Annotated in this window: 21 protein-coding genes; 17 read left to right on the plus strand and 4 right to left on the minus strand. The window is 71.5% G+C overall.

All coding sequences use genetic code 11. The annotated features are described in order from the left end of the window. Window positions 1-12: 12 nt before the first annotated feature. From LG379_RS04740 to LG379_RS04755, 4 genes are all read right to left on the minus strand, one after another. Window positions 13-1,716 (minus strand): iron ABC transporter permease, encoded by a 1,704-nt coding sequence (locus LG379_RS04740; RefSeq protein ID WP_225753445.1) that lies wholly within the window; start codon window positions 1,714-1,716, stop codon window positions 13-15. Further along, entirely contained in the window at window positions 1,713-2,816 is a 1,104-nt protein-coding gene (locus tag LG379_RS04745) for an ABC transporter ATP-binding protein (protein WP_225753446.1), read from the minus strand. The genes LG379_RS04740 and LG379_RS04745 overlap by 4 nt, the downstream gene beginning before the upstream one ends. A gap of 56 nt (window positions 2,817-2,872) precedes the next feature. Continuing rightward, window positions 2,873-3,946, minus strand: coding sequence for an ABC transporter substrate-binding protein (locus LG379_RS04750; RefSeq protein ID WP_225753447.1), 1,074 nt, complete (start codon window positions 3,944-3,946; stop codon window positions 2,873-2,875). Window positions 3,947-4,029: 83 nt separating this feature from the next. Continuing rightward, window positions 4,030-4,767: an isochorismatase family protein gene (locus LG379_RS04755; protein ID WP_225753448.1), complete on the minus strand. Its 738-nt coding sequence runs from the start codon at window positions 4,765-4,767 to the stop codon at window positions 4,030-4,032. 198 nt (window positions 4,768-4,965) lie between these two features. On the opposite strand from LG379_RS04755, the gene LG379_RS04760 reads away from it, so the two are divergent. The 17 genes from LG379_RS04760 (at window position 4,966) to LG379_RS04840 (ending at window position 24,287) form a co-directional block, all read left to right on the plus strand. Then, window positions 4,966-5,433, plus strand: a complete 468-nt coding sequence (locus LG379_RS04760; RefSeq protein WP_225753449.1) for a MarR family winged helix-turn-helix transcriptional regulator — start codon at window positions 4,966-4,968, stop codon at window positions 5,431-5,433. Then, a complete protein-coding gene (locus LG379_RS04765; protein ID WP_225753450.1) occupies window positions 5,430-6,683 on the plus strand; it encodes an MFS transporter in 1,254 nt (417 codons plus the stop codon). The genes LG379_RS04760 and LG379_RS04765 overlap by 4 nt, the downstream gene beginning before the upstream one ends. 162 nt (window positions 6,684-6,845) lie before the next feature. Beyond that, a complete protein-coding gene (locus tag LG379_RS04770; RefSeq protein ID WP_225753451.1) occupies window positions 6,846-7,304 on the plus strand; it encodes a CoxG family protein in 459 nt (152 codons plus the stop codon). Then, on the plus strand, window positions 7,304-8,113 hold the full coding sequence (locus tag LG379_RS04775; RefSeq protein ID WP_225753452.1) for a xanthine dehydrogenase family protein subunit M: 810 nt from the start codon (window positions 7,304-7,306) through the stop codon (window positions 8,111-8,113). Before LG379_RS04770 ends, LG379_RS04775 begins: the two co-directional genes overlap by 1 nt. Further along, window positions 8,110-8,673, plus strand: coding sequence for a (2Fe-2S)-binding protein (locus tag LG379_RS04780; RefSeq protein ID WP_225753453.1), 564 nt, complete (start codon window positions 8,110-8,112; stop codon window positions 8,671-8,673). Before LG379_RS04775 ends, LG379_RS04780 begins: the two co-directional genes overlap by 4 nt. After that, on the plus strand, window positions 8,670-11,000 hold the full coding sequence (locus LG379_RS04785; protein WP_225753454.1) for a xanthine dehydrogenase family protein molybdopterin-binding subunit: 2,331 nt from the start codon (window positions 8,670-8,672) through the stop codon (window positions 10,998-11,000). Before LG379_RS04780 ends, LG379_RS04785 begins: the two co-directional genes overlap by 4 nt. Before the next feature lie 101 nt (window positions 11,001-11,101). Beyond that, window positions 11,102-11,818, plus strand: coding sequence for a GntR family transcriptional regulator (locus LG379_RS04790; protein WP_225753455.1), 717 nt, complete (start codon window positions 11,102-11,104; stop codon window positions 11,816-11,818). Between the two features lie 211 nt (window positions 11,819-12,029). Beyond that, entirely contained in the window at window positions 12,030-13,052 is a 1,023-nt protein-coding gene (locus LG379_RS04795; RefSeq protein ID WP_225753456.1) for an LLM class flavin-dependent oxidoreductase, read from the plus strand. A gap of 141 nt (window positions 13,053-13,193) precedes the next feature. After that, complete coding sequence (locus LG379_RS04800; protein ID WP_225753457.1) at window positions 13,194-14,267, plus strand: tripartite tricarboxylate transporter substrate binding protein; 1,074 nt, start codon at window positions 13,194-13,196, stop codon at window positions 14,265-14,267. 74 nt (window positions 14,268-14,341) lie between these two features. Further along, window positions 14,342-16,555 (plus strand): tripartite tricarboxylate transporter permease, encoded by a 2,214-nt coding sequence (locus LG379_RS04805; protein WP_225753458.1) that lies wholly within the window; start codon window positions 14,342-14,344, stop codon window positions 16,553-16,555. Between the two features lie 112 nt (window positions 16,556-16,667). Then, on the plus strand, window positions 16,668-17,819 hold the full coding sequence (locus LG379_RS04810; RefSeq protein WP_370634454.1) for an MFS transporter: 1,152 nt from the start codon (window positions 16,668-16,670) through the stop codon (window positions 17,817-17,819). Then, window positions 17,812-18,732 carry a DMT family transporter gene (locus LG379_RS04815; protein ID WP_225753460.1) on the plus strand — a complete coding sequence of 307 codons (921 nt, stop codon included), beginning with the start codon at window positions 17,812-17,814 and terminating at the stop codon, window positions 18,730-18,732. Before LG379_RS04810 ends, LG379_RS04815 begins: the two co-directional genes overlap by 8 nt. A 58-nt stretch (window positions 18,733-18,790) precedes the next feature. Then, the gene (locus LG379_RS04820; protein WP_225753461.1) at window positions 18,791-19,402 is read left to right on the plus strand and encodes an NTP transferase domain-containing protein; all 612 of its coding nucleotides are present in this window, start codon (window positions 18,791-18,793) and stop codon (window positions 19,400-19,402) included. Window positions 19,403-19,513: 111 nt separating this feature from the next. Next, complete coding sequence (locus tag LG379_RS04825) at window positions 19,514-20,662, plus strand: XdhC/CoxI family protein (protein WP_225753462.1); 1,149 nt, start codon at window positions 19,514-19,516, stop codon at window positions 20,660-20,662. 309 nt (window positions 20,663-20,971) lie between these two features. Then, complete coding sequence (locus tag LG379_RS04830) at window positions 20,972-21,919, plus strand: alpha/beta hydrolase (RefSeq protein ID WP_225753463.1); 948 nt, start codon at window positions 20,972-20,974, stop codon at window positions 21,917-21,919. Further along, window positions 21,916-23,301: a dihydroorotase family protein gene (locus LG379_RS04835; RefSeq protein WP_225753464.1), complete on the plus strand. Its 1,386-nt coding sequence runs from the start codon at window positions 21,916-21,918 to the stop codon at window positions 23,299-23,301. The genes LG379_RS04830 and LG379_RS04835 overlap by 4 nt, the downstream gene beginning before the upstream one ends. Before the next feature lie 2 nt (window positions 23,302-23,303). Beyond that, on the plus strand, window positions 23,304-24,287 hold the full coding sequence (locus tag LG379_RS04840; RefSeq protein WP_225753465.1) for an LLM class flavin-dependent oxidoreductase: 984 nt from the start codon (window positions 23,304-23,306) through the stop codon (window positions 24,285-24,287). Window positions 24,288-24,502: the final 215 nt, after the last annotated feature.

The following is a 24,502-nucleotide window of genomic DNA, read 5'->3' on the forward strand; positions in this document are numbered from 1 at the left end:
TGGTCGTCGGGCTCACGTCGGACTCACGCGCCGGACGCCGGCGGCGAGCGCCACCGTGATCACGATCATGACGAGGGACAGCACGGCGGTCCCCGCGGTGTCCCCGGTGTCCCACAGGTTCCAGATCAGCGAGGAGAACACCACGCTGTCGCGCCCGCTGAGGATCAGCGGGAAGACGAGGTTCTTGACGCTGAGCAGCACCACGAGCAGGAAGGCGTTGACCAGCGACGGCGTCACGAGGGGCACCAAGATCCGGCGGACGGCCTGCAGGGGGGAGGCGCCGCTCGCCGCCGCCGCGTCCTCGAGGACCCGCTGCACCTGGCCGATGCCCGTGTTCATCTGCCGGGTCGCCAGGCTGACGTACCGCGTCGCCAGGGCGATGACGAGGATCCAGATGGTGCCGTAGATCGGCACGCGGATGTTGAGGTAGATGAGCGCGACACCGAGCCCCAGCACGATGGCGGGGATCGAGTGGGGGAAGAACGCGAGGAAGTCCAGCGAGCTCCGCAGCCGGGACCGGGACCGCACGACGATCCAGGACACGGTGAACGCCAGGGTCAGGGTCGCGACGCCCGCGAGGAAGCCCAGCAGGATGGTGTTGAGTAGGGCTTGCTGCACGAAGTCGTCGGTGAGCAGGCGGCCGTAGGCCGACAGGCTCACCCGACTCAGCGCCTCGGCGGAGGGGGGGACGTAGAACGGCTGGAGGCTGGTCCAGATGAGGATCAGCACGGGCAGCAGGAGGTCCAGGAGCAGGTAGAGCCCCAGGAAGAGACCGCCGAAGAGCTTGGTCCGCCACCCCGCGACGACCCTGCGTGCGCGGTAGGTGTTGCCCGAGACGGTCGCGTACCTCTCCGACCGCGCCACGATGCGCTGGTAGAAGATCAGGGGCACGAGGACGATGGCGATGAGCAGCAGGCCGTAGGCGCTCGCCATCCCGAAGTTCGGCAGGCCGCCGGTCGGCTGGATCTCCACGAAGATCTTCGTGCTCAGGACGGGGATCCCGGCGCGCAGCCCGATGAGCGCCGGGATGTCGAACGACTCGAGCGTCGCCGCGAGCTGGTAGACGAAGGCGCTGAGGATCGCCGGCGTGAGCAGCGGGATCGTGATCCGGCGGATCACCAGGGGACGGGAGGCACCGGATGCAGCTCCGGCGTCCTCGTACGTCGCGTCCATCGCCCGGAAGGCGGCGGACAGGAGGAGGAAGGTCACCGGCACCAGCCGGAGGCCCTCCAGCAGGATCATCCCCTGCATGGTGTAGATGTTCAGCGGTCCGGGGCCGGCGAGGTTGAACAGGTCGCGGAGGAAGACGTTCACCACGCCGTTGGTCGGGTTGAACATGAACGCCCAGGCGATCGCGGAGATGAAACCGGGGATGCCGAGGGAGGCGAGCACCATGACGAAGACGGCCTTCTTGGCCGGGAACGTCGTGCGCTCGATCAGCCAGGCCAGCACCATGCTGACGCCGAAGGCGACCACCAGGGCGCCGACCGTCAGGACGAGGGTGTTCCAGACAATCGCCCCCGTGCCGGCGCTCAGCACCTCGGCGTAGTTCTGCGTCGTCCAGGAGCTCTCGGGTTCGAACGGCAGGGTCCCTTCTGTCAGCCGAGCACTGCTGAAGACCAGGACTCCGAGCGGTCCCAGCACGAGGAACACGAGGAGCGCCAGCACGGGGAAGGCGAGCGGCGTGCGGGTGAACAGGCGGCGGACCGCGGTCATGCCACGACTCCCGCGGGGCTGGCGTCCCGTTCGTCCGACGAGTCGGCGGCGGGCCGGGCACGCCGGATGACCCGGCACGCGTCCACCGGAAGCTCGACCACGACGCGCGCTCCTGAGGGCAGGTCCTCGCGGGAGCCGGACAGTGCCGTGAGGTGCTCACCGCTGGCCAGCGTGACGCGGTACTGGACCGACGCACCGGTGAACTGCCCGATCTCCAGGACGCCGTGGAAGGTGTTCATGCGTCCCTCGTGGGCGTCGGCCGGCCGCTCCTCATGGATGACGACGTCCTCCGGGCGGACCGTCACGGCGACGGGACCCGCGAGGTCGACCCGCGGGTCCGTGGCACAGGCAACCCGCCCGAAGGGCGTCTCGACGAGCACGTGCCCCTCGCCCGCGGACGCCCCGACCTCCCCATGGAAGAGGTTCGTCGAGCCCACGAACGAGGCCACGAACTCGTCCGCCGGCTCGTGGTAGATCTCCCGCGGCGTCCCCTCCTGGACGATCGACCCGTCCCGCATGACCGCGATCCGGTCGGACATCGCCAGGGCTTCGGACTGGTCGTGGGTGACGAACAGGGCCGTGATCCCGAGCCGACGTTGGATCAGGCTCAACTCGGTGCGCATGCTCTCGCGGAGCTTGGCGTCGAGGTTCGACAGGGGCTCGTCCAGCAGCAGCACGCGCGGTTCCCGGACCAGGGCTCGTGCGAGCGAGAGCCGCTGCTGCTGGCCTCCCGAGAGCTCCGTCGACATCCGCTTCTCGAGACCGCCGAGGTCGACGAGCTCCAGGGCGTTCATCACCTTGTCGCGCTGCGAGGTCTTGGACTCCCGGCGAGCACCCACCTGGAGCGGGAAGGCGACGTTGTCGTAGACGTTCATGTGCGGCCAGACCGCGTAGTTCTGGAACACCATCCCGATGTCGCGTCGGTGGGTGGGCACGAAGACCTGGTCGGAGACCACGACCGTGTCACCCAGGGAGATCCGCCCGCCGTCGGCGCGCTCCAAGCCGGCCACGCACTTCAGGGTGGTGGTCTTGCCGCACCCGCTGGGCCCCAGCAGGGTGTAGAACTCCCCCTCCTGAACGGTGAAAGAGAGGTCGTCCACCGCCCGCTGGGAATGGGAGGCCCCGGGGTACCGTTTCTTCAGACCCTCGACGACGATCATCCGGCCGTGCCCAGGCTCGCCCAGATCGCGGCGATCTGCGCCGCAGCGTCAGCGGCCAGGTCGACCTCCTCGGCCGTCTCGATGGCGGCGATCACGGCATCCTCGGGCGCACCGGCCGGGATGTCGTCGTTGCCCTTGTAGGCGTACTCGAGGACCTTGGCCGCCCCCTCCTCTCCGACGAGCCAGCCCACCCAGCACGCCGCCGCGTTCGGGTGCGGGGCGTCCGCGAGGACGACCTGGTAGAAGTCCGACGTGGGGATGACGTCCAGGTAGTGGATCTCGAGGGGCGAACCCTGCGCCTGCTGCTCGAGCGTCTCTGCCGACCTGCCGTTCGTCGTTAGCTCGTTCTCACCGCTGGCCACGGTGAGCATGCCTGCGGTGCCTCCCTCGATCACGACGGGCTGGACCGTCTCCTTCATCCGCTCGACGTAGTCGACGGTCTCGTCGACGCCCCACTCCAGCGCCAGCGCCTGCAGCGGGTTCCCCCTGGGGTCGACGACGACGGTGCCGGCCCACTTGGGGTCGATCAGCTCCTCCCAGGTCTCCGGCAGGTCCTCCGGCTGCGTGACGTCCGGGTTGTACACGAGACCGTTGGCGATCCGGCTGTTGCGGACCATGCCGGTCTCGGTGATGAGGGACTCCCGGACACCCAGAGACGTCCAGTCCACGTCCTGCTGCACGAGGTCCCGCTCCACCAGCGGCTCGAACGCGTCGAGGTTCCCCTCGATGACGTCCACCTCCGAGGCGCGCCCGGAGCCGGCCTCCAGGACGAGGCGCTGGGTGATGTCCTCGGGGCGCAGCGACTGGAACTCGACGTCGATCCCAGGGTGCGCTGCGGCGAAGTCGGCCTCGAGCTTCTGCTGGGTGGCGTCCTCCTCGCTGCCCCAGAAGACGACGGTCCCCTCCTCAGCACCGGCCTCGCAGACTGCTGCCTGGTCTCCGCCGACCGCCCCGGCGTCCGTGCCGCCGTCGTCCGAGGTCTCGTCCGTGGTCGGGCTGCCGCAGGCGGCGAGGGCCAACGGGAGGCAGATGATCAGTGCCAAGCTCTTCCCGGTCCTACTGGTGCGCATCGTTCGTCCTCTCGGAGGGCCCGGTGCGAGCGACCGGACTGGGGGTGGGTGATGGGGGCGTCACGTTCTCGCGGGGCGAGCGCTCAGCCCGCCCGTCGGTCGACGGCCCCGGTGGAGTCGGCGATCCACTGAGTGACCTCCGCCAGGGAGATCACGTCCGCGTACTTCCGGTCCATGTCGAAGAGGTTGATGGCGCTCGACGCCTCGTGCCGGTCGTAGACGCAGTCCTCGACCACGATCATCCGCAGGCGCAGGCTGCAGCCGTCGACGACGGTCGAGCGGACGCAGCCGCTCACGCTCTCGCCGCAGACGATCAGCGTGTCGACCCCCGCCCCGATGAGATGAGCAGCCAGCGGTGTGCCGAAGAAGGCGCTCGGACCGGCCTTGCGCAGGACGACCTCACCGGGGAGTGGCGCGGCCTGCTCGACGATGTCGAGCCGACGACGGTGGCGGTCCTCCTCCTCCGAGGTCCTCGGCTCTGAGCGGTGCCGCCCTCCCAGGCGGGCACCCCAGCCGGTCAGCCCGGAGTCCTCCTCGGCGAGCGCCGTCACGTGGATGACGGGGATGTCGGCCGTGCGTGCTGCCTCCAGGAGGTCGACGGTCTTCTCGAGGGCGGTCCATCCGTCGAGGCCGGTACTTCCGGGCCAGGTCTTGATGGCTTCGAGCAGGGGCTCCGGGCGGTCCCCGACTGCCTTGCGATAGTTGTCGACGGAGAGCACCGCAGCGCTTCGGCCGAAGCCGTAGCGACCGGTGGGTGGCGAGGCAGCCAAGTGCTCCTTGTCCCGGTCCGTGAGGAACCTGTCCCAGACCCGTTCCACCATGAGGAGCCCCTCGTCACTCGGACCGCGCTGTCCGACACATGCGTTTCGGCGACCGTAGGACCGGCGGAGAGACCGAGTCAAGACTCTGTATAAAGAATCCGCTGTCTATCTGCGCCGGTCACGCCACCGAGACCGGCCCGCCCCGGCGCCGTCGGCTGCGTGTTGTCCCCGCAAATGCATGCGTGGTACACACATCCGGTGCAGCGATCCGATCTGACAGATGCGTTGGACGACGCGCTCGTCGCCGTCCAGCGGGTCCCGCGTCGGTCGGGCTACCGCATGCGCCTGCTCGGCTCTGTGGCGATCCCCGGCGGGCTCGGGACCTTCCGTGCTCTGCGCGCCGTCGAGCGCGGCTCCACGGCAGGCGCTCCGTCGGTGGGTGACGTCGCCGAGGCCCTCGTCGTCGACCCGTCCACCGCGAGCCGCGTCGTGGAGCGGTGCGTCGACGCCGGGCTCCTGAGCCGGACGCCCGATGCGGAGGACCGGCGACGCTCGGCGCTCGCCCTCACCGCGGCAGGCTCCGCGGTCCTCGCGCAGGTCACGCGCAACCGTCGCGCCGCACTCGCGGAGGTCGTCGACGGCTGGTCCGACGACGACGTCGCCCGGCTGGTCGCGCTGCTCGGGGAGCTGCTGCAGGGGATGGACCGGCTCGAGAGCCCGCCGTGACCGACGCCGGACCCGTCGAGGCCGCCGCACCACCACCGCGGAGCTGGGTCCGTCTGCTGCTCGATCCCCTGTACGGCGCGTTCTTCCTGGGGCGCATGCTCTCGTCGACCGGGATCTGGATCCACAGCATCACGGCCGCCGTGCTCACGTACGAGCTCACCCGCTCGGCGTTCATGGTGGGCCTCGTCAGCGTGGCCCAGTTCATCCCCCAGGTGCTGTTCGCCGCGTTCACGGGTTCCCTCGCGGACCGGGGTGACCGCAAGCGCCAGGTCATGGCGGGGCGCCTCGTGGTCACGTCGGGATCGGGCGGCCTTGCCCTGTGGACCTGGGCGCTCGGGACCGGGGCACCCGGCACGGAGTGGGTCATCGTGCTCTCTGCCCTCGTCGTCGGCATCGGGTTCGTCACGGGAGGGCCGGCGATGCACGCGATGGTGCCGGCCCTCGTGCGGCCCGGGGAGCTCGACGCCGCTGTGACGCTCAACATGCTGCCGGTGACGCTGTCACGCGCCATCGGGCCTGCGATCGGTGCGGCGGTGGCCCTCTCGGCCGGCGCCGACGTGGCCTTCGCGCTGGCCGCGGCCGGCAACCTCGGCTTCGTCCTGGTCCTGCTGCGGATGCGCGTCCCGCAGGCGGAGCGGGACCCGGCGGCCGACACGTCGATGCGGGCCGCCTTCGCCCATCTCCGCGTGGACCGGACGGTCGCGCTCCTGCTCCTCGGCGTGGCCGCCGTCGGTGTCGGCGCGGACCCGGCGATCACGCTCGCCCCCTCGATCTCCAGCGAGATGGGGTACGGCACGTCGCAGACGGGCACGTTCGCGGCGGCGTTCGGCGTGGGAGCCGGGGTCGCCTTCCTCGTCATCCCTGTGATCCGCCGTGCCATCGGACTGCCCTGGTCCGCCACGGCGGGCCTGCTGCTCATCGGCGTGGGCTACGGGGCGGTGGCGGGCGTCTCGACCCCCTGGGCTGCCGTCCCCGGCTTCGCCGTCGCCGGCCTGGGCATGACCTTCGCGGTGACCGGGCTCAGTGCCCTGCTCCAGCGTCGGCTGCCGGACCAGCTCCGCGGTCGGATCATGGCGCTGTGGTCGGTCGGTTTCCTCGGCTCCCGGCCCTTCGCCGCAGCGCTCAACGGCGCCGTCGCCGACCTCGTCTCGGTCGACGCCGCCCTCGTCGTCGTCATGGTGCTCATGGTGGGTGCGGCGCGGCTGTGCCGTCCCTCGACCACCGATCGGCCTCCACCCGTCCCCGACTGAGGACCGCTCACCGTGGCCGGTGGCGCGGGCCGTGGCCCCTGGATGGAGGGAGTGGTGAGGAGGTAGGGGGTCCCTTGCCCGTCGAGGGGCAGCGTCCTAGAGTCTGTATACATTATCTGGATCAGACCGCAGGTCGGTCCGGACCCTGAGGAAGGAGAGGCCGTGCCTCGTTCGGAGTTCCACCGCGAGCTGTCCGTGGCGGCGTCGCCGGAGACGTCCTGGACCACCCTCACCGACGTGCCGCGGCTCGTCGGCTGGGTGGGGATCGTGGAGGACGCTGTCGAGCTCGACCCGCTCGCGCACTACACCGCCGTCCTCATGGACCGTCTCGGTCCCTTCAAGCTCCGGGCGGATCTCGACATCGTGGTGAGCGACGTGGTGGCCGGCGAGTCTCTGCGCGTGCGGGCCGAGGGCGAGGACCGGCAGGTCGGCTCCCGTCTCCAGATCGAGGCGACCATGGCGCTCGCCCCTCAGGAGGGCGGTACGAAGGTGGCCTTCGACGGCTCGTACGAGGTCACCGGCAAGGTGGCCTCGATGGGGTCCGGCACCATCAACAAGAAGGCCGAGAAGATCATGGGGGACTTCTTCAAGGCAGCCCAGGCGGAGCTCGGGGCCGCGTGATGCTGCCTCCCTTCAGGCTCGTCCGGCCCAGCCGCCTCGAGGACGCCCTGGACGCCCTCGGGGAGGACAGCAGCGCCTACTGCGGGGGCACGGAGCTCCTGCTCGGCATGCGAGCCGGCCTGCACCGCCCCGACGCCCTCGTCGACGTGAAGCGGCTGGACGAGCTCGCTGGTGTCGCTCTCGACGGCGAGACCCTGGTCATCGGTGCTCGAGAGACGCACATGGACCTCGCGGTCCAACCCCTCGTCACCGAGCACCTGCCGATGTTCGCCCGCGTCGAGCACAAGGTCGGCAACGCCCGCGTGCGGGCCCAGGGCTCGGTCGCCGGCAACCTCTGCTTCGCCGAGCCGAAGTCCGACGTCGGCACCGCGCTCATCGCGTACGGCGCCAGCGTGACGCTCGTCGCTGCCGGCGACCAGCGCCGTGAGGTCACGGTCCAGGACTTCATCGTCGGCCCGTACTACGCAGAGAAGGAGCCGGAGGAGCTCGTGCTCGACGTCCGGGTCCCCGTGCCGACGCCCGGGACCCGGGCCGTCTACCTCAAGTACCAGATCATGGAGCGGCCCACGCTCGGCGTCGCCCTCGTCGAGGACCGCGACGCCGGCCGGACCCGTCTCGTCGTCGGCGCCGTGGGGGAGATCCCGGCGGTGTGGGACGTGGACGCCCCCGGCGACCTCGACCCGGACGCGGTCGCGGCCGAGGTCGACCCCACGCCGGACCTGACCGGGTCCGAGCGCTACAAGCGGCACGTGACCGCGGTGTACGTCCGTCGGGCCGTGGAGGCCCTGTCGAAGGTGGGTGCCCGATGAGCGAGTCGAGCCGTTCCGTGGACACGACGGTCGACGTCGGCGTCGCGGCCGGGTTCCGCGTGGCGGTGTCGGTCGAGGTGAACGGGACCGTGGTCGAGCGCACGGTCGAGGCGCGCTCCGTGCTGTCCGACTTCCTCCGCGGCGACCTCGGTCTGACGGGCACCAAGGTGAGCTGCGAGCTCCAGGTCTGCGGCGTGTGCACGGTCCTCGTGGACGGCCGGCCGGTGAGCTCATGCACGTACCTCACCGCGGACGCCGACGGACGGAGCGTCACCACGGTCGAGGGCCTCTCCGACGGGCAGACCCTGCACCCGCTGCAGGAGGCGTTCGTCGACTGCATGGGACTGCAGTGCGGCTTCTGCACCCCGGGCTTCCTCATGATGTCCAAGGCCCTTCTCGACGAGAACCCGGAGCCCGAGCACGAGGAGATCGTGGAGCACCTGGAGGGCAACATCTGCCGCTGCACGGGGTACCGCCCGATCGTCCAGGCCGTCGAGCAGGCGGCCGCGCAGCAGCGCGCCACGGCCGCGGGTCGCGCGGGCGGGCAGGGAGAGGCATGAGCGGCGACCAGCACCCGAGCCAGCTCCGCAGCGTCCACGCCGACGCGCACCGCCTCGTCGGTCAGTCGGTCCGGCGCAAGGACCTCGTCGAGAAGGTGACCGGAAAGGCCCAGTACACCGTCGACGTCACGATGCCCGGCATGCTCCACGCCAAGGTGGTGCGCTCGGACCGCGCGCACGCGCGCATCGTGGGCATCGACACCACGGGCGCCCTCGCGCTGCCGGACGTCGTCGCCGTCGTGACCGCCGACGACCTCGAAGGGCTCTTCCCCCGGTTCGGCCACATCATCGCCGACCACCTCATCCTGGCCAGCGGCAAGGTGCGCTACTTCGGTGAGCCCGTCGCCGTCGTGCTCGGGGAGACCCCGGGGGCGGCCGCCGACGGTGCCGGCCTGGTCGACGTCCGCTACGAGGACCTGCGGGCCGTGCTGACGGCGGAGCAGGCGCTCGCCGACGGCGCCCCCCTCGTGCACGACGAGACGTACGACGCGACGGGCGACGAGGGCTTCAAGAACCTCGCCAAGACCGCCGACGACGTCCCCGCGACGCCCTCGAACGTCGCGCACGAGGTCCATCTCGGGTGGGGCGATGTCGACGCCGCGATGGCGCAGGCCCACGTCGTCGTCGAGAACACCGTCCACTTCCCGATGCTCTACGCGTACGCGATGGAGCCGTACAACGCCGTGGCGTCGTTCGGCGAGCACGGTCTCACGGTCGTCAGCACCGCGCAGCACCCCTTCATGGTGCGCGACGACCTGGCTCGGGTCTTCGACCTGCCGCTGGCGAAGGTGCAGGTCACGGTCCCGTACATCGGCGGGGGATACGGCTCGAAGTCGTACACCAAGGTCGAGCCGCTCGCGTCCGTGTGCTCATGGGTGGTCGGCCGCCCGGTCAAGCTCGTGCTGTCGGTCGAGGAGTCGATCTACACCACCCGCGTCGACTCGGCGGAGATCCACGTCCGCAGCGCCTTCGACTCCGACGGCAGGTTCCTCGCGCGCGAGTTCGACATCGTCATGGACTCCGGCGCCTACGCCGACAACAGCCCCCTGGTCATGGCGAAGTGCGTCAACCGCTGCTTCGGGCCCTACACGGTGCCCAACCTGCGCGTGCGGGGACGCAGCATCTACACCAACACCTCGCCCGCGTCGTCCTACCGCGGCTTCGGCGCCCCGCAGGGCAACCTCGCCGGGGAGACCAACCTCGACCGTGCGGCAGAGCAGCTCGGCATCGATCCCGCCGAGATCCGCCGGCGCAACCTCGTCCGGCCGGGAGAGGAGATCATGCCGGGCAAGCGCGGGATCGACGCCGACCTGCCCGCGGACCTCGAGCTGCTCGTCGACTCGCTCGAACGGGACCGCAAGGACGTGCCGTTCTACGGCATCGGGTTCGGGTGCTCGGCCTCGGACGCGGGTGCCTACCCGATCTCCACCGCGCAGGTGCGGATCCAGTACGACGGCTCGGTGCTCGTGCTCAGCGGCTCCACGGAGATGGGGCAGGGCAGCCGCTCGCTGCTGGCCCAGGTGGCTGCCGAGGAGCTCGGCGTCGACCTCGACGTCGTCTCCGTGCGCCAGTCCGACACTGCGCTGACGGCCTACGAGCGCACGACCGGCGCGAGCCGGACGACGACGCTCGTCGGCCTGGCGCTGCAGCGCGCCTGCGACGACGCGAAGGGCCGTGCCCGCGAGATGGCCGCCGAGGTCCTCGGCTGCGAGCCCGACGACGTCGTGCCGGTCGCCGGCGGGGTCGCCGCGCCGGACGGGCGGGAGCTCACCTACGGCGACGTCGTCCGGAAGTGGTTCGGCGGCGCGGCGGGCGAGATCACCGGGGTCGGCCTGCTGCGGCGGGACGGCGAGACCAAGCAGATGCCGCCGTTCTGGGAGACGGGCATGGTCGGTGTCGCGGTCCAGGTGGACCCGGAGACGGGGGCGGTCGACGTCGACCAGCTCGTCACCGTCGCCGACGTCGGCTTCGCGATCAACCCGCAGGCCGTCGAGGCGCAGGACCTGGGCGCCGCCACGCAGGGACTGGGCGGCGCTCTCTACGAGGAGCTCGTCTACGACGGCCCGCAGCTGGCCAACGCCAACGTCGTCGACTACCGCGTACCGCGGGCGGGCGACATGCCGAACAAGATCGATCTCATCCTCGCGGAGCGCCGCGACGGCGTCGGGCCGTACGGGGCCAAGGGCGCCGGCGAGGGCCAGCTCAACCCGGTCGGTGGTGCGGTCGCCGCGGCCGTGGCTCGGGCCGTCGGGCGATGGCCCACGCGGCTGCCGCTCACACCCGAGCGTGTGTGGCGACTCGCGAACGACCTGCCCGAGACCGACTGAGGCGCTGTGCTCCCGCTGATGGGCGCGCCAGCCACATCCCGTATCCACGACGTCATCCCTGGGTAGGATCACGCGACGCTGACGACGAGGCGAGGACTTCGATGGCGAACAACGCGAACGGCAACCACCCGGCGACGCAGGGGCAGCTCTCCTCGATCGCCGAGGCGGTGCGTGGCCCCTTCCAGACGGTCGAGGACATGGCGCAGTCCTTCATCCGCGAGGCCATCCACCAGGGTGCCTTCCCGCCCGGCCAGCGGCTCAACCTGGACGAGATCGCCTCGATCCTCGGCATCAGTCGGATGCCCGTCCGCGCGAGCCTCCGCCAGCTGGAGAGCGAGGGTCTGCTGCGCATCCATCCGTACCGCGGGGCGACCGTCTCGATCCTGAGCGCCGAGGAGATCGCCGAGATCTACGAGATGCGCGTGCTCGTCGAGTGCTACCTCGTCGAGCGCGCGATCCCACGGGCGGACGAGGCGCTCATGGAACGGCTCGAGGCGAAGGCTGCCGAGCTGGACAGCGTGGACCCGGAGGACCTGGGCCGCGGCCTCGACGTCCGGCGCGAGCTCTACCAGATGCTGTACGAGCAGGCCGGCCGTCCGCGGGCGCTCGATCTTGCCAACCAGCTGCGCGGCTCGGTGGGTCGCTACCTGCTGCTGCAGCGCGTCGACCCCGGCCACGGGCACGAGGTGTTCATGGGCCACGTCCACGCGCGCGACGTCGACGGGGCGAAGAAGTGGCTCTCCAGCCACCTGCTCAAGGTCTCGGACGCGCTCCAGTCGATGGCCGCCGCTCAGGGAGTCGGGTCGGACGCGACCTGACCTGGATCGTCGCCGACAGCAGCGGGCGCTCCCGGCCACGGGGGCGCCCGTCGTCGTCGGTCGCCCGCGGGGAACGCATGTGCCGCCGTGGATGACGGCGCGTCGACGTGGGATGAGACCGACCTTGACCCTGCAGAGCGAATAGTGGATACACTATCCACACGGGCCGTGATCAGCGTCGATCGCGGCCACCAGCTCGACGGGAGCTCGCATGGCGACGGTGTCCTTCGGTGTACGCGTCCCCAACTCCGGCCCGCTCACGTCGGTCGACAACATCGCCCGGGCGGCGGTGGAGGCCGAGCGGATGGGCTTCGACTCCGTCTTCCTGCACGACCACGTGGTGTGGAGCTCCGAGATGCACCGCCACCACATCTCGTCCGGGGCGCACGAGGCGCTCTCCGACGACCAGTCGGCTGACTTCTTCGAGTCCCTGACGACGATCGGGTACCTGGCTGCACTCACCTCCCGGGTCCAGATCGGTGTCGCCTGCCTCGTCATGCCGATGCGCAACCCGATCTACGCGGCGAAGCAGCTCGCCACCCTCGACCACCTGACGCGTGGCCGGCTCATCGCCGGCGTCGGGCTCGGTTCGAAGGCGAGCCTGGAGTCCAGCGAGTTCGACGTCTTCGGCGTCCCGTTCAACCGGCGCGGACCCATGACCGACGAGTACGTGGAGGCGATGCGCGCCATCTGGGAGCAGCCCCTGGCCTCGTACAGCGGGCGGTTCGTGTCCTTCGAGAACGCCGAGATCTTCCCGAAGCCGCTGCAGAAGCCCGGCCCGCCGGTGTGGGTGGGCGGCTGGACGGACCACGCCGCGCGCCGCACGGGGCGGCTCGGGGACGGTTGGGTCCCCGGCTGGCTGTCGCCGTCCGAGATGGCGCGTGGCGCCCAGGTGGTCCGGGACACGGCGGTCGAGCACGGGCGCGACCCGGATGCGATCACCATCGCGGTGGAGAAGCTCACCGTGATCGACCGGGACGAGGACGCGGCGATGGCTCGCGCGATCCCCACCGTCCGCACCAGCAGCAACACCTACGAGCGGGACGTCGACGAGATCCAGTTCGCGCTCGACCGGCACATCTTCGGTTCCGTCGAGTCGGTTCGGAAGCGCGTGCGGGAGTTCGTCGACGCCGGTGTCACGCACTTCGAGCTCAAGTTCATCTACCCGACGATCGAGGACCTGCTCTCCCAGATGCAGCTCTGGGCCGAGGAGATCATCCCCGAGTACCGCTGAGGTCGGGACCTCGAGGTCCCTTGCGGGCCCACGGGCATCGACCGACGCCAGCCGCACGCGCCTCACCGCCCCTCGACGACGAGGGGCCACCGTTCCTACCAGCACCCGTCCCCCCGGGTCGACACGGATTGGACAGCGCACATGTCTCGCACTCTCACCCCGGCCGGACGGCGGAGGCTCGTCGCCCTCTCGGCGGCCGTCGCCCTTCCTCTCGTCCTGGTCGCCTGCTCCGCCGAGGACGGCGGCTCCGAGACCCCCGACGACGGCGGCGCCGCCGCCGGCGGGGAGACCGAGGCCCCGGCCGAGGCATGGGAGCCGGAGGAGGACATCCAGTGGATCGTCCCCTACAGCCCGGGAGGCGGCTTCGACACCTACTCGCGCGGCGTCGCGCAGGTGATGGTCGAGGAGGGGTACCTGCCGGACGGCATCGACGTCGTCATCCGCAACACCCCGCCGCTGCCGCAGGGCATCACGAGCATGTTCACCGCGGAGCCCGACGGCTACACCGTCGGCATCCTCCCGATGCCGGCCGCGATCGCGCAGCAGATCCAGGACCCCGACCTGGCGCGCTGGGAGACGGAGGAGTTCACCGTCCTCGGCAGCGTCGACGAGAACGCCTACGTGGTCTACGTCCCGGCGGACTCGGAGTTCGAGACCATCGAGGACCTCGTCGCCGGCAGCGACCTGCGCTCCATCACCGTGGAGGAGGGCTCGTCGTCGGCCCTCGCGACGGCCGCCACGATCGAGGCCCTCGGCCTGGACGCCACCGTGACGTACGGCGCCGAGGGGTCCTCCGAGGTGGTGGCCGCCGCCCTTCGCGGTGACGCGGAGTTCTTCGTCTACGGTGCGAGCGACGTCGTCGGGTTCATCGACTCCGGTGACGTCCGCCCGCTGCTCTTCCTGGGAACCGAGGACCAGCGCTCCGAGGAGCTGACGTGGCTCCAGGACGTGCCAGGTGCGGCTGACGCCGGCTACCCGGACCTCGAGGGCGTGGTCACCGAGCTGCGACTCATCGTCGCTCCGCCAGACCTGCCGGAGGAGGTGGCGACCTACCTCCGGGAGACCGTCTTCGAGGTCATGAGCAGCGACGCCTTCGCCGCGTGGGCGGAGACGGCGGAGCGGCCGATCGTGCCGCGGGACTGGGAGGCGGCGACGGAGGTCATGCTCGACCAGGTCGACCAGATGAAGGTCCTCGTCCCCGAGCTGAGCAGCTGACGGTTCTCCCCGGCTCTCAGCGACTCGGGCATCTCGCTCCCGCGAGTGCCCTCCCCTGACCAGGGAGCACACCTGTGGACTTCATCGACGGGCTATGGATAGCCCTCGCCGACATGCGGAGCTGGGCGTTCCTCCTCGCGTTCCTGCTCGGATGCATGAACGGCATGCTCACGGGTCTGCTCCCTGGTCTGGGGGGATCGGTCGGGATCGCGTTGATGATCCCGTTCACGTACGGGATGGACACGTCGTCCGCGATGGGCCTCTTCGTGGCCGCCCTCGCCGGGCAGTCCTTCACCGGCTCGATCACCGCGATCCTGCTCAACGTCCCAGGGTCGTCGCCGAGCGCCGCGACGACCTTGGACGGCTACCCGCTCGCACGCCAGGGGCGGGGCGGCTTCGCGATCGGGATCTCGGCCTCCGCCTCGTTCCTGGGTTCCCTCATCGGCACGATCGTCCTCATCGCCCTCATCCCTGCGGTGCGGAGCATCATCCTCGCGTTCTCCTTCCCGGAGTTCGCGATGCTGGGCGTGTTCGGCCTGGCCATCATCGCCATGGCTGCTCGCGGGTCCATGCTCAAGGGCGTCATCTCGGGGCTGCTCGGGATCCTCGTCTCCTTCGTGGGCTTCGCGCCGATCGGTGGCGACGTCCGTTACGTGTTCGACCAGCCTGCGCTGTTCAACGGGTTCGAGGTCGTCATCGTGCTCGTGGGGATGTTCTCGGTGACCGAGGCCCTGCAGCTCCTGCGGACCAACCAGCGGGTGGCGCAGAACGTCGCGCAGCTGAAGTTCGGTCGCAGCCAGGTCTGGGAGGGCGTCGTCTACACGCTCAAGCAGCCGTTCCTGCTCATCCGCAGCTCGCTCATCGGCACGGGGGTCGGGCTGGTGCCCGCGGTCGGCGGGACGGTCGCGGCATTCCTCGCCTACTTCCAGGCGGCGCGGACGTCGAAGGACGGCCGGTTCGGCCAGGGCGACCCCCGCGGGGTCCTGGCGCCCGAGGCCTCGAACGACGCCAAGGACTCGGGCTCGGCGCTGCCGAGCCTCGCGTTCGGCATCCCGGGCAGCTCGGACTGGGCCATCGTGCTCGGAGCGATGATCATCCACGGGGTCACCCCCGGGCCGAACCTCATCCGCGACCAGCCGGACATCGTGTGGATCGCGATCCTCGTCCTCATCGGCGCGAGCTTCCTGTCCTCGGCCCTCGGGCTCCTGTTCGGTCCTCAGCTGCTCCAGGTGACTCGGGTCCGGCCGGGACTGCTCTCGCCGACCGTGCTCATGCTCGCGGTCATCGGCGCGTACGCGCTGAACCTCAGCATCACGGACGTCGTCGTCTCGCTCGGCTTCGGACTTCTGGCCTACCTCATGCGCTCCGCGGGGATGCCGATCATCCCGTTCATCCTCGGCTTCATCCTCGGCCCGATGGTCGAGCGCTCGTACCTGCAGACGCTGGCGACCTTCGGCGGACTGAGCGGGTTCGTGACCCGACCGATCTCGCTGGTGCTCGTGATCCTCACGGTCGCCGTGCTCGTCTACGAGGTGGTCAACTCCCGTCGGGCCGGGAAGCGGTCGCGCGAGGAGCTGGCGGCGGGCGTCCGGTCCGCCACGCGACCCGTCTCCATCGTCCTGATGGTGCTGCTCGGGTCCGTCGCGCTCGCCGCGCTCGTGCTGGCGGGCGATTTCAGCGACCAGGCCCGGACGTTCCCCGTTCTCACGGCGGGCCTTCTCCTGGGCCTCGTGGCGGCCTACCTCGCCGTCGCGCTCCTGCCCGCGTTGCGCACCCGCCTCGGCGGGTTCATCGCGGACGGGCAGGGCGCCGAGGCGATGATGCACCACCTCGAGCAGGAGGCCGCGGAGCTGATCGACCGCTCCGCGGCGCCGGGGAGTGCCGGCGGGAGCGGGGGACCGGGGACCCGGGACACCTCCGGGGCGTCGGTCCCGGCACGCCGCACCGGCGTCCCGGCGCCCACCCTGGACGACGACGACTCGCCGGTCGTCGTCGGGGCGGCTGCCGACGAACCGCCCGACCCGGTCGAGGCAGCCCGCGAGCGCCGCGAGATGGACCGCCGGCTGCGGACGAGCCTGATCCTCACCGGGCTGCTCCTCGCGGGCAGCTGGCTCCTGGGCCTCGCGGTCGCTGTGCCGGTCGTCTTCGTCGGGTTCCTGCGGCTGGTGACGCGGGAGACCTGGCGCACCACGGTGGTCACGACGACCCTCGTCTGCGGGGCGCTCTACCTCGTGTTCGTCACCGTGCTCGGCGTTCCCGTCGAGGGCGGCTCCCTGCTGCAGTACTGACCGACGGCACGGACCGTGCGGTCGCGCGTGCGTGGCGGTCGACCTCGTGCCCGATCCTCCCGAGAGGTGACCGTGAGCCCCCGCCCCTGGCGCCCCCCGCTCGACCGGGCGCATCGTCCTCGTCGCGGCGACCGGCGCCGCGGTCGTGACCTCGGGCATCCAAGTCATCGCTCCGGGCATCCCCGTGATCCAGGAGCAGTTCGGCCTCAGCGCCGCACAGGTCGGTCTGCTGACGAGCGTGTTCCTGTTCCCCAGCATGTTCTCCGCGCTCGGTGCCGGTGCGCTGGCCGACCGCTTCGGCGTCCGGTCCGTGTTCACGGGGTCGATGCTCCTGTTCGCAGCCGGTGGCGCTCTGTCCATGGTGGCTCCGGACCTGGCCGTGCTCCTGCTCGCGCGGGCGGTGCAGGGCACGGCGTTCGGTGCGGTGCTGTCGCTGTCGGTGGCGGTCATCGGGCTGGTGGTCCCCACGGGGGCCGCGGCGGCGCGCGGCCAGAGTCGCCGGATCATCGCGATGGCCGTGGCGGAGGCGGTCGCCCCGGCCCTCGGCGGGGTGCTCATCGCCGTCGCGTGGTGGGCGCCCTTCGGCGTGACCCTGCTGGCCGCCCCTGCGGCCGTCCTCGCCTGGCTCTGGCTGCCGTCGGCGCGCCCGCCCCGGCGCTCCCGAGGGCAGGCCACCCGCGCCGTGCGGGAGTCCCCGGCTCTGGTCGGCGTCCAGGTCCTGGCGGCGGCACGCTTCGTCACCAAGTACGCGGTGCTCACCTACGTGGCGGTGCTCGGCGTCACGGGGCTGGGCATGTCGCCGGCGGCCGTCGGCCTGGCTCTTGGCGTGGCCTCGACGCTCGCCGCGGTCTCGGCCGCACTGACCGAGCGGCTCGCGCACCGGTGGACGTCCCCGCAGCTCATCGGTGGGAGCCTCGCGACGACGACGGCGAGCATGGTCGCGTTGGCGTTCGCGCCGTCGCCGGCGGTCCTCGTCGCTGCACTCCTGCTCTTCGGGCTCCAGGACGGCGTCTACGGCGTGGCGCACAACGTGCTGGTGACCGAGATGGCTCCGCCCGAGGCGCGGTCCACGTACACGGGGCTCACGGGGACGGTGCGCAACGTCGGGAAGTTCACCGCGCCGCTGCTCTTCGGTGCCGCGACCCTCGTCCTCACCGTGGGCCAGAGCTTCCTGGTGCTCGCCGCGGCGAGCGCCGCCGCGTCCACGGTGCTGCGACGCGTCGCGCGCGCCCACGGCGAGCGGGTGCCCCTGCGCGATGGGTGACGCCCTCGCGCTCGGGGCGCTGCTGATGTTCTCGTGCAACTCCTTCGTGGTCCGTGCCGCCACCCACCGCCTGGACCAACGCATCGGCTTCCTCGTCGCCCTCGCCGCGAACGTCGTCGTCGCCGGGCTGGCCGCTCTCGTGCAGCTCGCGGTCCGGGGCGGTTTCTCGCCCGTCGTCTGGTCAGCCGTCCTCTGGTTCGTGCTCGCCGGCCTCTTCGCCAGCTACCTGGGGCGCCGCGGGTACTTCCGGTCCGTCCAGACGATGGGCCCCTCGCGTGCCGCCGCGGTGCAGGTGATCAACCCCGCGTTCGCGGCCCTGTTCGCGTGGGTGCTGCTGCGCGAGGGGCTCGGCCGGGTGGACCTCGCCTCGATGGTGGTGATCATCGTCGGTCTGCTGCTCACCAACCGCGTGCCTCGGTCGGCCGACGCGCTCGCCGCACGGGGGCCCGGCGAGCGTGGGCGACGTATGGAGGCGATCCCGCCGGCGATCCTGCTGCCCGCCGTGCTGGCGGCGGTCTGGTACGCGCTGGGCAACGTGACGCGCGGGGGAGCGGTGCGCGCGTGGCCGGAGCCCGTTCTGGGCGGTCTCATCGGTGGGGTGGCAGGGATCGCGGTGTACCTGCTCTTCCACGTCGACATGGCCCGGCTCCGGGCGGACCTGCGCCAGGCCGACCGGCGTGGCCTGCTGCTCTGGGGTCTCGCCGGCGGCCTCGCCATCGGCGGTCAGATCATGGTGATCGGGGCGACGCTCTACATCCCCGTGGCCGTCGCCGTGGCCATCTCCGCGGCGGTGCCCGTCGTCGTGATCCCGGCCAGTGTGGTGTTCTTGCGGGACGTCGAGCAGATCCGCCCGGCGACCGTCGTCGGCGCGCTGCTCATCGTCGGTGGCGTCGCGACGCTCGTGCTGCGCTGAGAGGGCGCGCGACCGCGCCGTCAGCGGGTGGTGGCCCGCGCCGTCGGAAGGAGGGGCCGTGACCGGTCGGACGGAGGGCGCGCCGCCGGCGCGGCCCGTCGTGACCGGCGTGGTCCTGGCCGCCGGAGCCGGCCGCCGGTTCGGGGGCCCGAAGGCGCTCGTGCCCGGGTGGTTGGCGGACCGGTGCAGCGCGCTGGCGGACGGAGGGTGCACCGACGTCGTCGTCGTGCTCGGGGCGTCCGCGTCGGAGGCGAGCCGGCTCGTGCCACCGGGGGCGAGGGTGGTCGTGGCGCGGGACTGGGAGCGCGGGCTGTCCGCGTCGCTCGCCGCCGGACTGGCCGCCGCGCGGGACGGCGGCGCCGTGGCCGCGCTGGTCGTCCTCGTGGACACCCCGGGTCTGACCGCGCGAGCCGTCGAGCGCGTGCTCGAGGCCACGCGCGGCTCATCCGATGACACGGACCTGTCCACGGCGCTCGCCCAGGCGACGTACGACGGTGTCCCCGGTCACCCCGTCCTGCTCGGGCGGGGGCACTGGGACGCGGTCCTCACCGGGGCCGACGGCGACCGCGGCGCGCGGGACCACCTGTCCCGGGCGGACGCGTTGCGCGTGCCGTGCGAGGACGTCGCCGACGGCCGGGACGTGGATGTGAGGGCTCCCGGGCCCCCCTGAGAGCGCGCCCCCGCGCATCGAGGGGCGGCTCTTCCGCTCGTGACGGGCGCTCGTATCATGGATCCACGTCGCGGGTGCCGCGGCCGAGGGTCCGTGGCCGGAGGAGGTCCCATGAAGGACGTGCTGCCGGAGCTGCACCGCTGGTGGTGCGCCGGCCGTCCGGTCGCCATGGCGACCGTGGTGCAGACCTGGCGCTCCGCGCCCCGCCCGGCCGGCGCGACGATGCTCGTCGGGCCCGACGGCGAGGCGGTCGGCTCGGTCTCGGGCGGGTGCGTCGAGGCGGCACTGCACGAGCTCGGGACGGAGGTGCAGCGCACCGGCGTGCCCGTGCTGCAGCGCTACGGGGTCTCCGACGACGACGCCGGCGCGGTGGGCCTCACGTGCGGCGGGACGCTGGACGTCTTCGTGCAGCGCGTCGACCCGACGGCGTTCCCGGAGCTGGAGGACGTGGTGGCGGCGGTGGGCGCCGGCATCCCGGTCGCGGTGGCGACGGTCGTGGCGCACCCGGACCCCGCCAGGGTGGGCCGGCGGCTCGTCGTCGTGGAGGACCGCGGCGAGGTCTCGTGTCACGGCGGTCTCGGGGGCCGGCGGCTCGACGACGCTGTCCGGGAGGACGCGCGCGGCCTCCTCGCCGCCGGCCGCACCGGGGTGCTCACCTACGGACCGGACGGCGAGCGACGGGGCGAGGGCGCCCGGGTGCTCGTCGAGGCGTGGGCGCCGGCACCGCGCATGATCGTGTTCGGTGCGATCGACTTCGCCGCGGCCCTCGCCCGGATGGGCGCGTTCCTCGGGTACCGCGTGACCGTCTGCGACGCGCGCCCGGTGTTCGCCACGGTCGCGCGCTTCCCCGAGGCGCCCGACGTCGTCGTCGACTGGCCGCACAGGTACCTGCGCGCGCAGGCGGACCGCGGGCTCGTGGACGGCAGGACCGTCCTGGCGGTGCTGACGCACGACCCGAAGTTCGACGTGCCCGTCCTGGAGGTCGCGCTCCGCCTCGACGTCGCGTACGTGGGCGCCATGGGATCGCGCCGCACGCACGAGGACCGGCTGGCGCGGCTGCGTGCCGCAGGTGTCCAGGAGCACGAGCTCGCCCGGCTCTCGTCGCCGATCGGGCTGGACCTCGGCGCGCGGACCCCGGAGGAGACGGCGGTGTCGATCGCGGCGGAGGTGATCGCGCGGTCCTGGGGGGGACGGGGTGCGCCGCTGTCCGCGGTGGAGGGCCCGATCCACCATGACCTGTCAGGACTGCCGGTGCTGTGACCCCGGTCGGCGCACCCCCTCCGCCCGCCGGTGGGGCCGGGCCGGCCGGCGCGGCCAGCCCGCGCATCAGCGCTGCTCAGGGCCTCCGCGGGCGACCTGGGACCTCCGTCGCCCACCGTTTCCGCAGGTTGCTGGATTTTGGATTCGAAATGCGTAATACTTTCGGAGGCCGCTCGACAGGGCGCGCTCGCGTGCCGCACCGCCGCGGCGGGACGGGACGGACGGCCCGACAGGAGACGTGGACCTGGTGACCAGGGCCGGAGCGGTACCTCCGCAGCGCCGCGGCGGTACCTGGACGAAGGGTTGAGGATGCGCACCACCGAGGTGACCTTCTACAGCGAGGGCGACGAGGTCGCCGGGCTCTGGCGCACGCCGGACGACGGCTCGGGCCCGTACCGGGCGATCGTGCAGGGCCCGGGCTGGCTCGGCCTCAAGGACGCGAAGCTGTACGTCCGGTACCACCAGGCGCTCACCGACGCCGGCTTCGCGGTGCTCGTGTTCGACTACCGCGGGTTCGGCGACTCGGCGGGCGACAAGGTGATCTCGCCCGGCCGTCAGCTCCAGGACCTCGTCAACGCGGTCACCTACCTGACGACGCGCGACGACGTCGTCGCGGACGCGATCGGCGTCTTCGGCACCGGCGGCACCGGGGGCGGCAACGCGATCCTCCTCGCCGACGTGGACGCGCGGGTCAAGGCGGCGGTGAGCCAGGTCCCCGTCTCGGACGGCACGGACTGGCTGCACCGGATGCGCTCGGAGTCGGAGTGGCTGCAGTACCTCAAGGACCTCGCCGAGGACCGCAGGCTGCGCGTCACGGCCGGGCAGGGCCGGATGGTCCACCCCCGCGAGGAGATCATGATCCCGACCGCGGAGCGCAAGACGACGACGATCAAGGCCGACGTCGACGACCGCATCCCCAGCTCGGTGCCGCTGTCCTGCGCCGAGGAGATCATGGCCTACCGGCCGATCGACTCGGCCCGTCGCCTCACGACCCCGCTCCTGGTCATCGGCGTCGAGGGAGACGCCACCACCCCGACCGACCACGCGGTCGCGCTCTACGACGCCGCGCGGGGACCCAAAGAGCTGATCATGCAGAACCACACGACGCACTACGCCGCGTACGACCGGTACTGGGAGCAGACGACGCCGCGGATCGTCGACTGGTTCGACCGCTACGTGCGCCCCGCCGACGTCGTCGTCCGCAGCAGCGCCGGGAGCACCGGCGACCACACCGAGACCATGGAGGTCCCCTCATGAGCGTCGACCTGAGACTGTCCGGCGGGACGGTCGCCACCCCGAGCGGCTCGGTGGAGGCCGACCTCCTCGTGCACGGCGGGAAGATCGCCGGACTGGTGAGCCGCGACACGCCCGTCGAGGCGACGACGACCGTCGACGTCACGGGCAAGCACGTGCTCCCGGGCATGGTCGACGTCCACGTGCACACCCGCGAGCCGGGGTACGAGCACAAGGAGAACATCGAGACGACGTCGCGGCAGGCGGCCGCCGGCGGGGTCACGACGATCTTCGGCATGCCGAACCTCAACCCGCCGACGACGAACGTCGAGACGCTCACGGACGTGTTCGAGCGCTACGCGAAGACGTCGATCGTCGACTGGAACCACAACCCCGCCCCGACGCAGTGGGACGACATCCAGGCGATGGCCGACATGGGCATCAACGCCTACAAGATCTACATGGTCGTCGACACCGGCCGCACCTACCCGCATCCCGCCGGCACCGGCATGCACGACCACGGCCACCTCCTGCGGATGATGGACGAGATCGCCAAGACGGGGAAGCGGTTCATCATCCACCCGCACGACCAGGCCCTCATGGACTACATCGAGGGGGAGGTCCTCGCCCGGGGCGAGAACACGCCGCAGGGCTACGCGTCCGCCTACGCCGCGCGCAGCGGCGTCATCTGGGACACGGCGATCGACGTCATCCTCCGCCTCTCGGAGGCCGCCGACTGCCCGATCCACATCGCGCACATCCAGACTAAGCGGTCCATCGAGGCGGTGCGGCGCGCCAAGGCGCGGGGCGTCGACGTGACCTGCGAGGTCAACCACTGGGGTCCGTTCCTGTCCACGTGGGACGACGTGGAGCGGCTCGGCCCGTACGCGCTGTCCTACTGGGTCCCGGACGAGGGCCGCGAGGCCATCTGGCAGGGCATGCGCGACGGGACGATCGACATGTGCTCCTCCGACCACGCGCCGCACACCCGCGAGGAGAAGGAGGTCGGCTGGACCGAGATGTGGAGCGCCCACACCGGCACACCGGGCATCCAGTACTACTACCCGCTCCTGCTGGACGCGGTGAACAAGGGGCAGCTCACGCTCGAGCGCGTGGTGGACCTGGTCGCGACCCGACCGGCCGCCTCGTTCGGGCTCGCCGGGCTCAAGGGCGAGCTGACCGTCGGGGCCGACGCGGACGTCGTCGTCGCCGACATGGCCTCGCCGTGGACCATCACCCACGACGGCGTCCTGTCCAAGATCGGATGGACCTGCTACGACGGGCGCGAGATCTCCGCCCGCATCGACCGGACCTACGTCCGCGGCACCGAGGTGTTCGCCGACGGCCAGGTCACCGGCACGCCAGGACACGGCCGGATGGCCGCCGCGAACCACGGAGGTAACTGACCATGAAGTTCGGACTCCTGCTGCCCCACTTCGGCGAGCACGCCAACAAGCACAACATCATCGAGGGGGCGAAGGCCGCCGAGCAGATCGGGTTCGACTCGGTCTGGGTGCGCGACCACCTCGTCTTCGAGCCGCACGGGGAGATGGAGAAGCCCAACCGGGAGTTCTACGACGCCCTCACCGTGCTCACGGCGATCGGCGCGGTGACGGAGAAGATCCAGCTCGGCACCGGCTCGCTCATCCCGTTCCGCCACCCGCTCGTGACGGCGCTCATGGCGGGGACGATGTCCCAGCTCGTGGGCCCGGACCGGATCATCCTCGGCTGGGGTGCCGGTACCTTCGACCACGAGTTCGAGGCGATCGGCTGGGGCGACCTGGACCGCGTCGAGCTCGTCCGCTCCAACGCGAAGATCCTCGAGAAGGTCTTCACGGAGAACGAGGTCGACTACGACGACGGCGTCTTCTCCTTCACCGACGTCTCCATCGAGCCGAAGCCGCTGGGCGGCAGGCTGCCGTTCTGGTACTGCGGCGCGACCCCCCGCTCCGCGCGTCTCGCTGTCGAGTTCTGCGACGGCTGGATGCCCGGTCGGATCAGCATGGGGACGCTGAACAAGCGGGTCGAGACCATGCGCGAGCTCTCTGCGGAGCAGGGCAAGAAGATGCCCACCGTCGCGGTCATCCCGCCGACGAGCATCGAGCGGACCCGCGAGGAGGCGCTCAAGCACGTCAACATCCCCGGCCTGCTCGCCTGGGCCAACAAGGCCAAGTTCGCCGTCAAGCCGCCGTCGGGCCGGTTCGAGACGGCGGAGGACCTCGAGGGCCAGCTCATCGTCGGCAGCCCGGACGAGGCCGTCGAGGAGCTCAAGAAGTTCGAGGCCGCCGGGGTCGAGCACCTCGTCTTCGACTTCCGGTTCAAGTTCGACAAGTGGTTCGACCAGATCGAGCTGCTGGGCAGCGAGGTGCTGCCGAAGTTCCGCAGCGCCTGACCCGCACGCCACACGACGGGGCACGGCCCGCCGCGTCCGGTTCGTCCGGGCGGGTGGGACGTGCCCCCCGTCGTGCGCCCGGCCGCCCCTCCCGGAGAACCATCAGAACGCCGACGACGACGCCCGCGACCGCGCCGACCACGGTCCCCGAGCCCTCGACGAGGCTCGAGCACGACCTGCTCGGGGAGCCTCCGGGCGTCCGGCCCGCGGCGCTG

Origin of the sequence: Actinotalea sp. Marseille-Q4924, from assembly GCF_916618755.1 — a bacterium.
Taxonomy (GTDB): domain Bacteria; phylum Actinomycetota; class Actinomycetes; order Actinomycetales; family Cellulomonadaceae; genus Actinotalea.

Excerpts from the sequence above, each read along its gene's own strand:
- LG379_RS04740 (WP_225753445.1), bottom strand. The coding sequence starts at position 1,716 with ATGACCGCGGTCCGCCGCCTGTTCACCCGCACGCCGCTCGCCTTCCCC.
- LG379_RS04750 (WP_225753447.1), bottom strand. The coding sequence starts at position 3,946 with ATGCGCACCAGTAGGACCGGGAAGAGCTTGGCACTGATCATCTGCCTC.
- LG379_RS04755 (WP_225753448.1), bottom strand. The coding sequence starts at position 4,767 with ATGGTGGAACGGGTCTGGGACAGGTTCCTCACGGACCGGGACAAGGAG.
- LG379_RS04775 (WP_225753452.1), top strand. The coding sequence starts at position 7,304 with ATGCTGCCTCCCTTCAGGCTCGTCCGGCCCAGCCGCCTCGAGGACGCC.
- LG379_RS04780 (WP_225753453.1), top strand. The coding sequence starts at position 8,110 with ATGAGCGAGTCGAGCCGTTCCGTGGACACGACGGTCGACGTCGGCGTC.
- LG379_RS04785 (WP_225753454.1), top strand. The coding sequence starts at position 8,670 with ATGAGCGGCGACCAGCACCCGAGCCAGCTCCGCAGCGTCCACGCCGAC.
- LG379_RS04790 (WP_225753455.1), top strand. The coding sequence starts at position 11,102 with ATGGCGAACAACGCGAACGGCAACCACCCGGCGACGCAGGGGCAGCTC.
- LG379_RS04795 (WP_225753456.1), top strand. The coding sequence starts at position 12,030 with ATGGCGACGGTGTCCTTCGGTGTACGCGTCCCCAACTCCGGCCCGCTC.
- LG379_RS04800 (WP_225753457.1), top strand. The coding sequence starts at position 13,194 with ATGTCTCGCACTCTCACCCCGGCCGGACGGCGGAGGCTCGTCGCCCTC.
- LG379_RS04815 (WP_225753460.1), top strand. The coding sequence starts at position 17,812 with ATGGGTGACGCCCTCGCGCTCGGGGCGCTGCTGATGTTCTCGTGCAAC.
- LG379_RS04825 (WP_225753462.1), top strand. The coding sequence starts at position 19,514 with ATGAAGGACGTGCTGCCGGAGCTGCACCGCTGGTGGTGCGCCGGCCGT.
- LG379_RS04830 (WP_225753463.1), top strand. The coding sequence starts at position 20,972 with ATGCGCACCACCGAGGTGACCTTCTACAGCGAGGGCGACGAGGTCGCC.
- LG379_RS04835 (WP_225753464.1), top strand. The coding sequence starts at position 21,916 with ATGAGCGTCGACCTGAGACTGTCCGGCGGGACGGTCGCCACCCCGAGC.
- LG379_RS04840 (WP_225753465.1), top strand. The coding sequence starts at position 23,304 with ATGAAGTTCGGACTCCTGCTGCCCCACTTCGGCGAGCACGCCAACAAG.